Source organism: Microbacterium marinum (assembly GCF_014204835.1).
Lineage (GTDB): Bacteria > Actinomycetota > Actinomycetes > Actinomycetales > Microbacteriaceae > Microbacterium > Microbacterium marinum.
This window is the reverse complement of the sequence record NZ_JACHMD010000001.1, coordinates 2,436,585-2,452,545: the sequence shown is the minus strand read 5'-3', so window position 1 is coordinate 2,452,545 and position 15,961 is coordinate 2,436,585. Positions and strand designations below refer to the sequence as shown.

Annotated in this window: 11 protein-coding genes and 3 rRNA genes; 13 read left to right on the top strand and 1 reads right to left on the bottom strand. The window is 64.7% G+C overall.

What is annotated here, in order from left to right:
* Window positions 1-61 precede the first annotated feature (61 nt).
* Together BKA24_RS12070 and BKA24_RS12065 are read left to right on the top strand one after the other, a co-directional pair.
* A complete protein-coding gene (locus tag BKA24_RS12070) occupies window positions 62-862 on the top strand; it encodes a phosphate ABC transporter ATP-binding protein (RefSeq protein WP_425488719.1) in 801 nt (266 codons plus the stop codon).
* 58 nt (window positions 863-920) lie between these two features.
* Window positions 921-1,556 (top strand): SatD family protein, encoded by a 636-nt coding sequence (locus BKA24_RS12065; RefSeq protein ID WP_184218484.1) that lies wholly within the window; start codon window positions 921-923, stop codon window positions 1,554-1,556.
* Window positions 1,557-1,562: 6 nt separating this feature from the next.
* On the opposite strand, the gene BKA24_RS12060 is transcribed toward BKA24_RS12065, so the two are convergent.
* Complete coding sequence (locus BKA24_RS12060; protein ID WP_184218481.1) at window positions 1,563-2,156, bottom strand: hypothetical protein; 594 nt, start codon at window positions 2,154-2,156, stop codon at window positions 1,563-1,565.
* Between the two features lie 81 nt (window positions 2,157-2,237).
* Between BKA24_RS12060 and BKA24_RS12055 the strand changes: the two genes are divergently transcribed.
* The 11 genes from BKA24_RS12055 (at window position 2,238) to recN (ending at window position 15,927) form a co-directional block, all read left to right on the top strand.
* A complete protein-coding gene (locus BKA24_RS12055) occupies window positions 2,238-2,588 on the top strand; it encodes a VOC family protein (RefSeq protein WP_184218478.1) in 351 nt (116 codons plus the stop codon).
* A gap of 32 nt (window positions 2,589-2,620) precedes the next feature.
* On the top strand, window positions 2,621-3,934 hold the full coding sequence (tyrS, locus tag BKA24_RS12050) for a tyrosine--tRNA ligase (RefSeq protein ID WP_184218475.1): 1,314 nt from the start codon (window positions 2,621-2,623) through the stop codon (window positions 3,932-3,934).
* 602 nt (window positions 3,935-4,536) lie between these two features.
* Window positions 4,537-6,059: ribosomal RNA gene (locus BKA24_RS12045) — 16S ribosomal RNA — on the top strand.
* Between the two features lie 390 nt (window positions 6,060-6,449).
* Window positions 6,450-9,555: ribosomal RNA gene (locus tag BKA24_RS12040) — 23S ribosomal RNA — on the top strand.
* A 110-nt stretch (window positions 9,556-9,665) separates the two neighbouring features.
* A 5S ribosomal RNA gene (rrf, locus tag BKA24_RS12035) occupies window positions 9,666-9,782 on the top strand.
* The 16S, 23S and 5S rRNA genes sit together here, the layout of an rRNA operon.
* A 751-nt stretch (window positions 9,783-10,533) precedes the next feature.
* Window positions 10,534-11,283 carry a hypothetical protein gene (locus BKA24_RS15415; protein ID WP_343066114.1) on the top strand — a complete coding sequence of 250 codons (750 nt, stop codon included), beginning with the start codon at window positions 10,534-10,536 and terminating at the stop codon, window positions 11,281-11,283.
* Window positions 11,283-12,314, top strand: coding sequence for an HAD-IIA family hydrolase (locus BKA24_RS12025; RefSeq protein ID WP_184218472.1), 1,032 nt, complete (start codon window positions 11,283-11,285; stop codon window positions 12,312-12,314). Before BKA24_RS15415 ends, BKA24_RS12025 begins: the two co-directional genes overlap by 1 nt.
* A gap of 40 nt (window positions 12,315-12,354) precedes the next feature.
* A complete protein-coding gene (locus tag BKA24_RS12020; RefSeq protein ID WP_184220933.1) occupies window positions 12,355-12,519 on the top strand; it encodes a hypothetical protein in 165 nt (54 codons plus the stop codon).
* Complete coding sequence (locus BKA24_RS12015; protein ID WP_184218469.1) at window positions 12,516-13,322, top strand: TlyA family RNA methyltransferase; 807 nt, start codon at window positions 12,516-12,518, stop codon at window positions 13,320-13,322. The genes BKA24_RS12020 and BKA24_RS12015 overlap by 4 nt, the downstream gene beginning before the upstream one ends.
* Window positions 13,319-14,236: an NAD kinase gene (locus BKA24_RS12010; RefSeq protein ID WP_184218466.1), complete on the top strand. Its 918-nt coding sequence runs from the start codon at window positions 13,319-13,321 to the stop codon at window positions 14,234-14,236. Before BKA24_RS12015 ends, BKA24_RS12010 begins: the two co-directional genes overlap by 4 nt.
* Window positions 14,233-15,927 carry a DNA repair protein RecN gene (gene recN / locus BKA24_RS12005; RefSeq protein ID WP_184218463.1) on the top strand — a complete coding sequence of 565 codons (1,695 nt, stop codon included), beginning with the start codon at window positions 14,233-14,235 and terminating at the stop codon, window positions 15,925-15,927. Before BKA24_RS12010 ends, recN begins: the two co-directional genes overlap by 4 nt.
* Window positions 15,928-15,961 lie beyond the last annotated feature (34 nt).

The window sequence follows — 15,961 nt, the reverse complement described above, 5'->3', positions numbered from 1 at the left end:
GGTGGATGCCGCTTCGTCCGGTATCGGACCGGTCGCCGCGACCCCCGCGCCGTCAGGCCCGGTGTTCGCGGGTGCGTCCGCGGAGACGCCGTCGGACCTCGAGGCGCGGCTGATCTCCGCCTGGTTCGGTGACCACCAGGTGCTCCAGGATGTCTCGCTGACGATGCCCGCCGGCCAGGTCACCGCGCTCATCGGGCCATCCGGCTGCGGGAAGTCCACCTTCCTGCGCATCCTCAACCGGATGCACGAGCTCGTCCCGTCGGCGACGCTGGCGGGGGAGGTGCTCCTCGACGGCGGCGACATCTACGACACCTCGCTGTCGGTGGTGGAGGCGCGCAAGCGCATCGGGATGGTGTTCCAGAAGCCCAACCCGTTCCCGGCGATGTCGATCTACGACAACGTCCTCGCGGGGCTCGCGCTGACGGGCGTCCGCGCCGACCGTGACCGGAAGGACTTCCTCGTCGAGACGTGCCTGACCAAGGCGGGGCTCTGGAACGAGCTGAAGGATCGCCTTCGGGCTCCGGGCGGCGGGCTGTCGGGCGGCCAGCAGCAGCGACTGTGCATCGCTCGTTCGCTCGCGGTGCGTCCGCGGGTCCTCCTCATGGACGAGCCGTGCTCGGCTCTCGACCCGACCTCGACGCGCGTCATCGAGGAAACCATGACCGAGCTCGCACGCGAGGTGACGATCGTGATCGTCACGCACAACATGCAGCAGGCACAGCGCGTCTCGCAGCAGTGCGCGTTCTTCCTCGCCTCGCAGGGTCAGCCGGGCCACATCGTCGAGTACGGAGACACGGATGCCATGTTCTCCGAGCCGATCGACGCTCGGACCTTCGATTATGTGAACGGTCGATTCGGATAAATATCAGGATATCGCTGATGATCTTGTGAAATCAGCTATCCACTTATATTCTGTGGACATGAGTGTCGTCATCACCGCAGACATCATCGCGTCACGAGAGCTCACCGACCGTGCGCGAGCACAGCGGCTCATCGACGACGCGGTCGCACGCGTCGACCACGACCTGCCCGGCGCCGATCGAGTCCTCACGCCGACCGTCGGCGACGAGCTGCAGGGCGTGTACCCCGGCCTCGCCGATGCTCTCGCCGCGGTGACCCTCCTGCGCCTGCGCCTTCCCGACGAGGTCGACCTCCGCTTCGGCATCGGTGTGGGGGAGATCGGGGTGATCCCCTCGGCAGCCGGCGACATCGCCGAGGGCCCGGGCTGGTGGGCGGCGCGCGAAGCGATCGACACGCTCCACGCGAAGCAGGTCCGCGCGCTGCCGCGAGCACGCACCTGGGTCGTCGCAGCTGAGGGGGCGGGCGACGCGGCATCCATCGCCCTCGCCAACGCCTATGCCTGGGCGCGCGACGAACTCATCTCGGCCATGACCGAACGCACGCGCCGCCTCGCCTACGGCAGATGCCTCGGCGCGACACAGGCGAGCCTTGCCGAGCAGGAGGGCATCACCCAGTCCGCTGTCTCGCAGGCGCTCAACTCGGCGGGAGCGGCCGCCGTCGTCGAGGGCTTCAGAGTGCTCCGGATGCCACGCTGAGCCCGTTCACCAGATCGCGAGGCGCACGAGGGCGCCGGCGAGGGCTGCCCACACCAGACTCGTGAACGTTCCGACGATGAAGCGCTCCCGGGCCTCGGCGGCGGCGAGCTCCGAGAAGCGTCCGATGCCCTTGATGGCCACGACCACGGCGATCGCCTCGGGGAACCCGGCCATGATCGTCATCGCGACCGCGATGCGCTCGAGGTAGCCGATCGTCGTTCCTCCGCGCAGCAGCGGCTCGAGGGCGTCCGTCGAGGCGGAGGGGCGGGGCGGCGCGATGAGGATGCCGCCGTCTGCGGTCTCCCGCACGCGACCCCCCGTCGCGAGGGTGAGGACGACGCGGGTGGCGGGGTTGCCGCCGAGCACCGCGACGGCGATGCCGAGCAGGGCGACGACCAGCGCGATGACGGCGGGCACGCCGACGGGGGACACGGCGGACACCACTGTCGCGAGGAGGAGGATGCCGGCGGCCGCCGTCATCAGGCCGGTGCGGGGTGTCCGCAGGCTCAACACCGAGAGGACGAGGACCCCGCACAGGCACAGCAGCAGGAGGATCGACAGCCCGGCGGCGAGGAAGGGCTCGGCGGAGAGGGCGTCCATGCGGTCAGTCTGGCACGGGCCTCCGACGACGCGTCCGCACGGGGTCTTGCGCACTCGGGGCGTGGCGGCCACGGTGGACGCATGGCTAAGGTCGAGCACTTCGAGATCCCGGTCGACGACATCGCGCGCGCCCAGAGCTTCTACCGGGAGGTCCTCGGCTTCGAGTACTCCCCGTGGGGCGACGAGATGGGCATGATCGAGCAGCCCGAGGGGGAGGGGATCAACGGCGATCTCCACCTCCGCGGTGCGACGCCCCATCCGACCGTCGTCTTCACCGTCGACCGGATAGAGGACACCGTCGCGCTGGCGGTCGCCCGTGGCGGAGAGCAGCTCGGTGAGATCCAGCCCCTCGGCGACGACTCCCGCTGGGTCTACATCCGCGACTCGGAGGGCAACATCATCGGGCTGTACGACGAGGTCGCTGCGGCCTGAGCGCGTGCGGCCGCGCTGATAGCCTGAAAGGCGTGTCTGAAACCGTCGTGAGCTCCGATGTGAGAGCGCTGACGCCCGCCAATGATCCCCGTTTCGACAATGTCTGGGATGAGATCGTCTGGCGCGGCCTGGTGCATGTGTCCACCGACAAGGAGGCGCTGCGTGCGCTCCTGTCCGAGGGGTCCATCACGTATTACTGCGGGTTCGACCCCACGGCGGCGTCGCTTCACCTCGGGCACCTCGTCCAACTGCTCACACTCCGCCGCCTGCAGCTCGCCGGGCACAAGCCCCTCGGGCTGGTCGGGGGGTCCACGGGATTGATCGGAGACCCCCGTCCGACGGCCGAGCGCACGCTCAACTCGCGTGAGACCGTGTCGGACTGGGTCGGCCGACTCCGTGCCCAGATCGAGCGCTACCTCGACTTCGAGGGCGAGAATCAAGCGCGGATGGTGAACAACCTCGACTGGACCGCCCCGCTGTCGGCGATCGACTTCCTGCGCGAGATCGGCAAGCACTACCGCGTGGGCACCATGATCAAGAAGGATGCCGTCGCGGCGCGCCTCAACTCGGATGCGGGCATCAGCTACACGGAGTTCAGCTACCAGATCCTTCAGGGGCTCGATTTCCTAGAGCTGTACCGCCAGTACGGCTGCGTCCTGCAGACCGGCGGGTCGGACCAGTGGGGGAACCTCACCAGCGGGACCGACCTCATCCACCGTGTCGAAGGTGTCTCCGTGCACGCGTTCGGGACGCCCCTGATCACCAACAGCGACGGCACGAAGTTCGGCAAGAGTGAAGGCAACGCGATCTGGATCGATCCGGAGCTGACGAGCCCGTACGCGTTCTACCAGTTCTGGCTATCGACGGCCGATGCGGATGTCCTCGAGCGGCTCAAGGTGTTCACGTTCCTCACCCGTGACGAGATCGAGGCCTACGGGCGCATGGTCGAGGAGGAGCCGTTCCGTCGGGCTGCGCAGAAGCGGCTGGCGCTCGAGGTGTGCACGACGGTGCACGGCTCCGAGGCGACCGCCGCGGCGATCGCCGCCACCGAGGCCCTTTTCGGCCAGGGTGATCTGACGGCGCTGGATGCCGACACCCTCCGGGCTGCGCTGAGCGAATTGCCGCACATCGTCGTCGACGCCGAGGTGCCGATCGTGCAGGCCCTGGTGGACACCGGTCTCGTGGCGAGCGCGAGCGAAGCGCGGCGAGCGATCGGCCAGGGCGGCGTCAGCGTCGATGGAGCGAAGGTCGCCGACGAGACGGCCACTGTGCGGGGGACACTGCCCGGCGGGGTCTCGGTGATCCGCCGGGGCAAGAAGACGCTCGCAGGCGTTTTCCTCACCTGATCCGACCCTTTCCGACAGGGCCGTTCGCCTCCGCACCTGGAGACGGACGGCCCTTCGCCGTTACGACTGCGAGGCGGCAGGGGGAGCGGAGGAGCGCGACACGCCCGGGATGCGCGCCTGATTTGCCGGACCCCCGAGCCCCGCGTAACTTATTACTTGTTCGCCCCACAGGGAAGAGCGAGAGCCGGAAGGCGACGCCCCCTCAAGCGGAGAACGAAATCCATCCCAAACCTCTCCTAGAGAGAACAGGACCTCATGGTCTAGGATGGGAACTCCACCTCGAAGCCCCGTGGTGATCGCCGTGAAGGTCCATGACTTTCACGCGGATCTCGTTCGGCCTTCACGGTGGAGAGCGAGAAGTTGCCTCACTACGAAGCCCCGGTGTGGGTGGTGTGGGAGCATCCGATCCTTGAGAACTCAACAGCGTGCACTTGTCAAATGCCAAATAACCTCGTCCCAGTTTTGGCTGGGTGAGATTCCTTTGGATCAAGTCCAATCCTCTTTGTTGGGGGTTGGCGTTATGGATTGTCAGTTTTGACATCCTTTTGGTCAGTTCAAACTCGCTGCTTCGGCCTTTTTCCGGTCGTTGTCAGTATTTTTCTTTTACGGAGAGTTTGATCCTGGCTCAGGATGAACGCTGGCGGCGTGCTTAACACATGCAAGTCGAACGGTGAAGCAGAGCTTGCTCTGTGGATCAGTGGCGAACGGGTGAGTAACACGTGAGCAACCTGCCCCGGACTCTGGGATAAGCGCTGGAAACGGCGTCTAATACCGGATACGAGATTCCACCGCATGGTGAGTTTCTGGAAAGATTTTTTGGTCTGGGATGGGCTCACGGCCTATCAGCTTGTTGGTGAGGTAATGGCTCACCAAGGCGTCGACGGGTAGCCGGCCTGAGAGGGTGACCGGCCACACTGGGACTGAGACACGGCCCAGACTCCTACGGGAGGCAGCAGTGGGGAATATTGCACAATGGGCGGAAGCCTGATGCAGCAACGCCGCGTGAGGGATGACGGCCTTCGGGTTGTAAACCTCTTTTAGCAGGGAAGAAGCGAAAGTGACGGTACCTGCAGAAAAAGCGCCGGCTAACTACGTGCCAGCAGCCGCGGTAATACGTAGGGCGCAAGCGTTATCCGGAATTATTGGGCGTAAAGAGCTCGTAGGCGGTTTGTCGCGTCTGCTGTGAAATCCCGAGGCTCAACCTCGGGTCTGCAGTGGGTACGGGCAGACTAGAGTGCGGTAGGGGAGATTGGAATTCCTGGTGTAGCGGTGGAATGCGCAGATATCAGGAGGAACACCGATGGCGAAGGCAGATCTCTGGGCCGTTACTGACGCTGAGGAGCGAAAGGGTGGGGAGCAAACAGGCTTAGATACCCTGGTAGTCCACCCCGTAAACGTTGGGAACTAGTTGTGGGGTCCATTCCACGGATTCCGTGACGCAGCTAACGCATTAAGTTCCCCGCCTGGGGAGTACGGCCGCAAGGCTAAAACTCAAAGGAATTGACGGGGACCCGCACAAGCGGCGGAGCATGCGGATTAATTCGATGCAACGCGAAGAACCTTACCAAGGCTTGACATACACCAGAACGCCCTAGAAATAGGGAACTCTTTGGACACTGGTGAACAGGTGGTGCATGGTTGTCGTCAGCTCGTGTCGTGAGATGTTGGGTTAAGTCCCGCAACGAGCGCAACCCTCGTTCTATGTTGCCAGCACGTAATGGTGGGAACTCATGGGATACTGCCGGGGTCAACTCGGAGGAAGGTGGGGATGACGTCAAATCATCATGCCCCTTATGTCTTGGGCTTCACGCATGCTACAATGGCCGGTACAAAGGGCTGCAATACCGTGAGGTGGAGCGAATCCCAAAAAGCCGGTCCCAGTTCGGATTGAGGTCTGCAACTCGACCTCATGAAGTCGGAGTCGCTAGTAATCGCAGATCAGCAACGCTGCGGTGAATACGTTCCCGGGTCTTGTACACACCGCCCGTCAAGTCATGAAAGTCGGTAACACCTGAAGCCGGTGGCCCAACCCTTGTGGAGGGAGCTGTCGAAGGTGGGATCGGTAATTAGGACTAAGTCGTAACAAGGTAGCCGTACCGGAAGGTGCGGCTGGATCACCTCCTTTCTAAGGAGCATCTGGCAGCTTCGGCTGTCCAGGCCCCCGATCAGAGCGAATGTCTCTGCGGGGAGCTCATGGGTGGAACATTTGATGAGGTGTCGGAGGGTGACTTCCGGATTCAGTACGGCCTTCGGGTCTGGAACGGTTCGGGGTGAGGCTTCTGGCACATGCACGCTGTTGGGTCCTGAGGGACCGGATGGGTTGGGTCTTCGAATCTGATGCTGACGAACCTCAGGGCCTTTCCTTTTGCCGGCAGTGCCGGTGCGGGGGAGGTACCGCCCGTACTTTGAGAACTACACAGTGGACGCGAGCATCTTTGTTTCGACTTCGGTCGGAACAGAAAGATGATCTTAAAGATCATTAGTCAATTTCGATTGACGATTCGAACTCATGTGATTTCAAGTCTTTAAGAGCAAACGGTGGATGCCTTGGCATCTGGAGCCGAAGAAGGACGTAGCAATCTGCGATAAGCCTCGGGGAACTGATAAGCAAGTTTTGATCCGAGGATGTCCGAATGGGGAAACCCCGCCAGGGCGCGTGCGTACCTGGTGACTCCCGCCTGAATATATAGGGCGGGTAGAGGGAACGTGGGGAAGTGAAACATCTCAGTACCCACAGGAAGAGAAAGCAACCGCGATTCCGTTAGTAGTGGCGAGCGAAACCGGATCAGGCTAAACCTAGCGTGTGTGATAGCCGGCAGGCGTTGCACGTTGGGGGTTGTGGGACTTTTCAGACATCACTGCCGTGGTGTCGGCGTTACAAGAAGGTATAGACGAACCGCATTGAAAGGCGGGTCATAGAGGGTGCCAACCCCGTAGTCGAAATGCTTCTCTTGACGCGAAGAGTATCCCAAGTAGCACGGGGCCCGAGAAATCCCGTGTGAATCTGTCAGGACCACCTGATAAGCCTAAATACTCCCAGATGACCGATAGCGGACAAGTACCGTGAGGGAAAGGTGAAAAGTACCCCGGGAGGGGAGTGAAATAGTACCTGAAACCGTTTGCTTACAAACCGTTGGAGCCTCCTTAGCAGGGGTGACAGCGTGCCTTTTGAAGAATGAGCCTGCGAGTTAGCGATATGTGGCGAGGTTAACCCGAGTGGGGTAGCCGTAGCGAAAGCGAGTCTGAATAGGGCGATTCAGTCGCATGTCCTAGACCCGAAGCGAAGTGATCTATCCATGGCCAGGTTGAAGCGACGGTAAGACGTCGTGGAGGACCGAACCCACTTAGGTTGAAAACTGAGGGGATGAGCTGTGGATAGGGGTGAAAGGCCAATCAAACTTCGTGATAGCTGGTTCTCTCCGAAATGCATTTAGGTGCAGCGTTGCGTGTTTCTTGCCGGAGGTAGAGCTACTGGATGGCCGATGGGCCCTACAAGGTTACTGACGTCAGCCAAACTCCGAATGCCGGTAAGTGAGAGCGCAGCAGTGAGACTGTGGGGGATAAGCTTCATAGTCGAGAGGGAAACAACCCAGACCACCAACTAAGGTCCCAAAGCGCGTGCTAAGTGGGAAAGGATGTGGAGTTGCTCTGACAACCAGGAGGTTGGCTTAGAAGCAGCCACCCTTGAAAGAGTGCGTAATAGCTCACTGGTCAAGTGATTCCGCGCCGACAATGTAACGGGGCTCAAGCACGCCACCGAAGTTGTGGCATTGACATTATTGGTAGGCCTTCGTGGTCCAGCCGTGTTGATGGGTAGGAGAGCGTCGTGTGGCCAGCGAAGCGGCGGTGTGAACCAGCCGTGGAGGCTACACGAGTGAGAATGCAGGCATGAGTAGCGAAAGACGTGTGAGAAACACGTCCTCCGAAAGACCAAGGGTTCCAGGGTCAAGCTAATCTTCCCTGGGTAAGTCGGGACCTAAGGCGAGGCCGACAGGCGTAGTCGATGGACAACGGGTTGATATTCCCGTACCGGCGAAGAACCGCCCAAGCTAATCCAGTGGTGCTAAGAGTCCTAACCCGGACGAGTGGATCCCTTCGGGGTGAGACCGTCCGGTCTAACGCTCGACCCCATGCTGGTGCGGCTAGCGTATTAACAGGTGTGACGCAGGAAGGTAGCCCAACCCGGGCGATGGTTGTCCCGGGGCAAGTGCGTAGGCCGAGTCATAGGCAAATCCGTGACTCATACAGGCTGAGACACGATGCGGATAAAAAGTGGGTGATCCTATGCTGCCGAGAAAAGCATCGACGCGAGGTTCTAGCTGCCCGTACCCCAAACCGACTCAGGTGGTCAGGTAGAGAATACTAAGGAGATCGAGAGAATCGTGGTTAAGGAACTCGGCAAAATGCCCCCGTAACTTCGGGAGAAGGGGGGCCATCCACTTATTAGGACTTGCTCCGAAAGGGTGTGGTGGCCGCAGAGACTAGTGGGTAGCGACTGTTTACTAAAAACACAGGTCCGTGCCAAGTCGCAAGACGATGTATACGGACTGACGCCTGCCCGGTGCTGGAAGGTTAAGAGGACCGGTTAGCCGCAAGGCGAAGCTGAGAATTTAAGCCCCAGTAAACGGCGGTGGTAACTATAACCATCCTAAGGTAGCGAAATTCCTTGTCGGGTAAGTTCCGACCTGCACGAATGGCGTAACGACTTCCCAACTGTCTCAACCGCGAACTCGGCGAAATTGCACTACGAGTAAAGATGCTCGTTACGCGCAGCAGGACGGAAAGACCCCGTGACCTTTACTACAGCTTGGTATTGGTGTTCGGTGTGGCTTGTGTAGGATAGGTGGGAGACTTTGAAGCGGTGACGCCAGTTACCGTGGAGTCATTGTTGAAATACCACTCTGGTCACTCTGGATATCTAACTTCGAACCGTAATCCGGTTCAGGGACAGTGCCTGGTGGGTAGTTTAACTGGGGCGGTTGCCTCCCAAAAAGTAACGGAGGCGCCCAAAGGTTCCCTCAACCTGGTTGGCAATCAGGTGGCGAGTGTAAGTGCACAAGGGAGCTTGACTGTGAGACTGACAGGTCGAGCAGGGACGAAAGTCGGGACTAGTGATCCGGCAGTGGCTTGTGGAAGCGCTGTCGCTCAACGGATAAAAGGTACCTCGGGGATAACAGGCTGATCTTGCCCAAGAGTCCATATCGACGGCATGGTTTGGCACCTCGATGTCGGCTCGTCGCATCCTGGGGCTGGAGTAGGTCCCAAGGGTTGGGCTGTTCGCCCATTAAAGCGGTACGCGAGCTGGGTTTAGAACGTCGTGAGACAGTTCGGTCCCTATCCGCTGCGCGCGTAGGAAATTTGAGAGGATCTGACCCTAGTACGAGAGGACCGGGTTGGACGAACCTCTGGTGTGCCAGTTGTTCTGCCAAGAGCACCGCTGGTTAGCTACGTTCGGGATGGATAACCGCTGAAAGCATCTAAGCGGGAAGCCGGCCTCAAGATGAGATTTCCATACCTTCGGGTGAGAGGCTCCCAGCCAGACTACTGGGTTGATAGGCCAGATGTGGAAGCGTGGTAACACGTGCAGCTGACTGGTACTAATAAGCCGATGACTTGATAACACACCGTTCTAGGTGCTTGCGTCCACTGAGTGGTTCTCGATGTACGGTCGAGAACCACACAACACATGAACATTCATGCTGTTGTGTCGATTTTGAAACATCAATAGTGTTTCGGCGGCCATAGCGTGAGGGAAACGCCCGGTCACATTCCGAACCCGGAAGCTAAGCCTCACAGCGCCGATGGTACTGCAGGGGGGACCCTGTGGGAGAGTAGGACACCGCCGGACTTCTTTCGTGAAATGGCCACCCAAAGCTGGGTGGCCATTTCTCGTTAACACACCACAACGCAGGGAGAGGGAAACGATGACTGAGGACGATCGTCCGCGCCGCGAGGGCGGGAAGCGCAAGTTCAGCCCGGCATCTCCCGACTCCCGATCCGATCGCCCTCGCGGCCCTCGGGGCGATGCTCGACCGTATGCGAAGCGTGACGGAGACCGTCCTCGACGCGATGGCGATGCGCGTCCGCACGCGAAGCGTGACGGAGACCGCCCCTACGGACAGCGCGACGCTGATCGTCCCCACCGCGAGGGGGACAGTCCCTACGCGAAGCGTGACGGGGACCGTCCGTACGCGAAGCGTGACGGAGATCGTCCCTACGCGCAGCGTGACGCTGGTCGCCCCCGCCGCGACGGAGATCGTCCGTACGCGAAGCGTGAGGGCGACCGTCCTCGCCGCGATGGCGATGCGCGTCCGTACGCGAAGCGGGATGGGGATCGTCCGTACGTGAAGCGTGAGGGCGACCGTCCTCGCCGCGATGGCGATGCGCGTCCGTACGCGAAGCGGGATGGGGATCGTCCGTACGCGAAGCGTGACGGGGACCGTCCGTACGCGAAGCGTGACGGGGACCGTCCGTACGCGAAGCGTGACGGAGATCGTCCCCGCCGCGACGGAGATCGTCCCTTCGAACGTCGCGCGTCGCGTCCGCCGCAGGATTCAGACCGGCGGCAGGTTCCCGCCGGTCCGACCGTCCCGGACGACGTGACCGCCCGCGACCTCAACGGCCCGGCTCGCAACGAACTCAAGACCCTCAGCAAGGACAACGCCGAACAGGTGGCTCGCCACCTCGCGATGGCGGCGCGCCTCATCGACGACGATCCCGCGCTCGCGCACGAACACGCCCTCGCGGCATCCCGCAGCGCCGGCAGGATCGCGGTCGTGCGGGAAACCGTTGCGGTGACCGCCTACACGATCGGGGACTTCGCCCTCGCCCTCCGTGAGTTGCGCACCTACCGCCGCATCTCCGGCAAGGACGACCAGATCGCGCTCATGGTCGACAGTGAGCGCGGTGTCGGTCGACCCGACCGCGCCCTCGAGGTGGGCCGTGCTGTCGACCGCTCGACGCTCCCCGTCGACGTCCGGGTCGAACTCGCGATCGCCATGTCGGGCGCGCGTCTCGACCTGGGCGAGACCGACCGGGCGTTGCAGGAACTCGACATCCCCGAGCTCGACCCCGATCGCGCGTTCTCGTGGAGTCCTGCACTCTTCGCCGCGCGTGCCGCGGTCCTCGAGGAGTTGGGCCGCGACGAGGAGGCAGCGCAGTGGCAGCACCGCGCCGACGTCGCCGCGGCTGCCATCGGCGAGCAGGACGCCGACAGCGAGACGATGGAGATCGACGAAATCGACGAGATCGAGCTCGACGACGATGCGGAAGAGGACCTCGCGCCTGACGCCAGTGCCGAAACGGCCACGGCCGACTCCGCGCCGGACGGCGACGCGGACCGCGCCTGATGGGGCTGTTCTCCCGGTCGCGGCCCACGCCACTGGCCGACGTCGACGTCATCCTCGCCGACCTCGACGGAGTGGTCTACGCCGGTGACGGTCCCATCCCGCACGCCATCGAGAGCCTCACACGTGCGGGTTCGGGTCGACGGCTGGGCTACATCACCAACAACGCGTCGCGCCGGGACAGTGTCGTCGCCGCGCACCTGAGCGACCTCGGGCTGCCTACCCAGGCAGACGAGATCGTGACGAGCCCGCAGGCAGCGATGCGACTGCTGCGCGAGCGCGTGGCGCCCGGAGCGACGATCCTCGTCGTCGGCGGTGACGGGCTCGTCTTCGAACTCGAGAAAGCCGGTTACGTCGTCACCCGCAGCGCCGACGACGCCCCGGCCGCCGTCCTGCAGGGATTCGCGCCGGAGGTGGGCTGGACCCACCTCGCGGAAGCGGCGTACGCGCTGGCGACGCCGGAAGAAGACGGCGGCATCCCCTGGATCGCCACGAACACCGACTGGACGATCCCGCAGGGCAGGGGCATCGCCCCCGGCAACGGCACGCTGGTGTCTGCCGTGCACACTGCGGTCGGACGGCTGGCGACGGTGGCGGGTAAGCCCGAGCGGCCGATCTTCGACGAAGCGGTCGCGCGATTCGGGGCGCGGCATCCGCTGTTCATCGGAGACCGCCTCGACACCGACATCGCGGGCGCACAGAGCGCGGGCATCGATTCCGTGCTCGTCCTCACCGGTATCGACCGCCCGAAGCACGTCCTCGCGGCTCCGCTCTCCTCGCGTCCGACGTTCATCGTGGGCGACCTGCGCGAGCTCCACGAGCCCTATCCCGAGGTGGTCGTGCAGAACGACGTCACCACCGTTGGCAAGGCGTCCGTGCGGATCGAAGGGCCCGACGTGCGGATCCTCAGCGAGGGCGACCGGCCGATCGACCTGGTCCGGGCCGGCGCTGCCGCGATCTGGGCGACGGGCCGGGCGATCTACGGGTTCCGCGTTCCCGAGCGTCTCTACGCCGATCCGTTCCACCGCCGCTGAGCTCCCGCCTCCGCGCGGTGCGGCGGCGTATCGTGGAGGCATGTCGATGGATGCCGCTGACGCCGATGCCCGCCGCGAGGATCTGGTCTCGACGCTCGACGTCATCGAGGACCAGCCGCTGAGCGAGCGAGCCGCCGCCTATGCGCTGCTGCACGATGACCTCGCTCGGCGCCTCGAGTCCGGTCCCCGCGACCGGCTCGCATGACGTCCCGGCTCGACGCTGCGGTGGCCGCGCGGGGCCTCGCGCGCTCCCGCACGCACGCCGCGGCGCTCATCGATGCCGGGCTCGTGAGCGTCGACGGACGCCCCGTGGTGAAGGCGTCGATCAAGGTCGGTGACGACGCCGTCATCACCGTCGCGGCATCCGATCACTACGTCAGTCGAGCGGCGCACAAACTGATCGCCGGTCTCGACGCGTTCGGGATCGACGTCGATGGCCGAACAGCGCTCGACATGGGCGCGTCGACCGGAGGGTTCACTCAGGTGTTGCGCGAGCGCGGGGCGAGCTCGGTCATCGCCGTCGACGTCGGTCACGGTCAGCTCAGCCCGCAGGTGGCGGCGGACAGCGGCGTGATCTCGGTCGAGGGCTTCAACGTGCGGCACATGACGGCCGCCTCGCTCGCGGAGGCCAGTGGCCTCTCCGCAGCGCCCTCGATCGTCACGGGAGACCTCTCCTTCATCTCGCTCGCCCACATCCTCCCAGCTGTGGCGGACGTCGTCCCCGCAGAGGCCGACATCGTCCTACTGGTGAAGCCGCAGTTCGAGGTGGGGCGGACGGGGGTGCGCGAAGGGCTCGTGACGGAGCCCGGTCGTCGGGCCGACGCCGTCGCCGGCGTCCTGTGGCAGGCCTGGGATGCCGGGCTCGGCACGCATGGGGTGATCGCCTCGCCCATCGCGGGAACGCACGGCAATCAGGAGTACGTCGTCCACTTCAGGCCCGGGACGGACGACGAGAGCAATCCGACACAATGGTTGGACACCGTGAACCGACTGGCGGGAGCCGTATGACCGAGCCCACGCGCAACATCCTCGTGGTCGCGCATGCGCGACGCGAGAACACGGTGACGGGTGCCCGGCGGGTCATCGCCGCCCTCCATGCCGCGGGTGCCCGCGCCGTGCTGCCCGGCGACGATCCCGATCTGGTCGCCGTGGTCGCCGACGTCGACACAGCCGTCCTCGGCGAAGGGATCGACGTGGCGGATCTGGAGGTCGCCATCGTCCTCGGCGGTGACGGCACCATCCTGCGCGCGGCCGAACTCGTCCGCAGTGCCTCGGTGCCGATCCTCGGCATCAACATGGGCCACGTCGGGTTCCTCGCCGAGCTCGAGGCGGACGACATCGACGAAGCGATCGGACGGGTCGTCGCGCGCGACTACGACATCCACGAGCGCATGGCGCTCGCGGTGCAGGTGCGGGATGCCGACGGCAGAGTCGTCTACGAGACCTGGGCGCTCAACGAAGCGACGGTCGAGAAGGCATCGCGGGAGCGCATGATCGAGGTCATGATCGAGATCGACGGGAGGCCCCTGTCGAGTTTCGGATGCGACGGTGTCGTCGTGGCGACCCCGACGGGATCGACGGCCTACAACTTCTCGGCGGGCGGACCGGTCGTGTGGCCCTCGGTGCAGGCGCTGTGCCTCGTGCCGCTGTCGGCGCATGCGCTCTTCGCCCGCCCGCTCGTCCTCGGCCCCGAGACCTCGGTGACGATCGATGTGCTCCGGCGCAATCAGGGGACCGGTGTGCTCTGGTGCGACGGTCGGCGCTCCCACGATCTCCCTCCCGGCGCGTCCGTCGTCGTACGTCGGTCGTCCCGCGCGGTGCGGCTGGCGCGGCTGCACCCCTCGGTCTTCACCGACCGGCTGGTGCGGAAGTTCCAGCTGCCCGTCGCCGGCTGGCGCGGCGACGCGGGGGTCACGTCGTGATCGAGGAGATCCGCCTGCGCGATCTCGGTGTCATCGCCGGCGCGAGCCTGCCCATCGGCCCCGGCTTCACCGCGATCACCGGTGAGACGGGCGCCGGCAAGACGATGGTGGTGACCGGGCTGGGGCTTCTCCTCGGCCAGCGTGCCGACTCGGGTGCCGTGCGCTCAGGGGCCGACCAGGCCGTCGTCGACGGCGTGTGGATCGTGCCCGAATCCGGGCCCGTCGTCGACCGCGTCCGCGAGAGCGGGGGAGACGTCGAACCCCTCGGGAACGGACGCGCTGAGCTCTATCTGGGGCGCACCCTCTCAGCGGAGGGTCGCAGTCGCGCAACCGTCGGCGGACGCACCGCGCCCGCCGGAGTGCTCGCCGACCTCGCCGACCATCTCGTGGTCGTGCACGGACAGTCGGATCAGCTGCGGCTGAAGTCCGCTGCCGCGCAGCGTGACGCGCTCGATCGCTTCGGTGGGGCGGCCATCACGGAGGCCCTCGCCGCCTACCGCTCCGTCTTCGAGGCGTGGCGGCGGGCGAGCGCGGATCTCGAGATGCTGACGACGGAGCAGGACGCGCGGGCGCGCGAAGCCGAAGAGCTGCGGGCGGCGATCGCCGCGATCGAGGCCGTCGATCCGACCCCGGGGGAGGACGTCGAACTCGCTCAGCGTGCCGAGCGCCTGGCGAACGTGGAAGAGCTGCGGAGGGCCGCGGCGACCGCGCATACCGCTCTCTCGAACGAAGACGACGCCCCCGACGCGCAGACCCTGATCGCCGAGGCGCGGCGCGAGCTCGATCGCGCGTCCGCGTCCGATGACGCGCTGCGCGCGCACGCCGCGACCCTCGAGGAGATCGGATACCGCGTCGCTGACGTTGCCGCCGAGCTCAGCGGCTACCTCGCCGACCTCGACGAGACGGGACCCCACGAGCTCGCACTCGTCGAGGAGCGTCGCGCGACGCTGGCCGACCTGGTTCGCGCGCACGGTTCGCTCGCGGAGGCACTCGAGATGCTGTCCACGGGGTCGGCGCGGCTCGTCGAGCTCGATGATGACTCCGACCGGATCGACCGGCTGACCGCCGACCGCGATCGCCTGCGCGGCGAGGTCGACGACGCTGCCGACGCTCTCACGGCCGCCCGGACCGCCGCGGCCGCGCGCCTGGCGGACGCCGTCACCGAGGAGCTCCGCCACCTCGCGCTGCCGGACGCGCGGCTGACCGTCGCGGTCGAACCGGGCGCCGAGACGGTGTCGGGCCGCGACGACGTCACGATCCTCCTGGCACCTCACCCGGGAGCGGACCCGCGACCCGTCGCCCGAGGGGCGTCGGGCGGTGAGCTCAGCCGGGTCATGCTCGCGATCGAGGTCGTCATCGCCGCCACCGATCCCGTGCCGACGTTCGTCTTCGATGAGGTGGATGCCGGTATCGGCGGCGCCGCGGCGATCGAGGTCGGGCGCCGCCTGGCACAGCTCGCCGAGAGCAGTCAGGTGATCGCCGTCACGCACCTCGCGCAGGTCGCCGCGTTCGCCAACAACCACCTCACCGTGGTGAAGGCGGGTGACGGCTCGGTGACGGCGTCGAGTGTCCGCCGCCTGGAGGGTGATGAGCGCGCGGCAGAGATGGCCAGGCTGCTGTCGGGCATGGCCGATTCGGATGCCGCCCTCGGCCACGCGCGCGAGTTGCTCCAGCTCGGCTCACGGGCCTGATCGGCGCGATCGAGGCGACACCCTGGGTTCATTC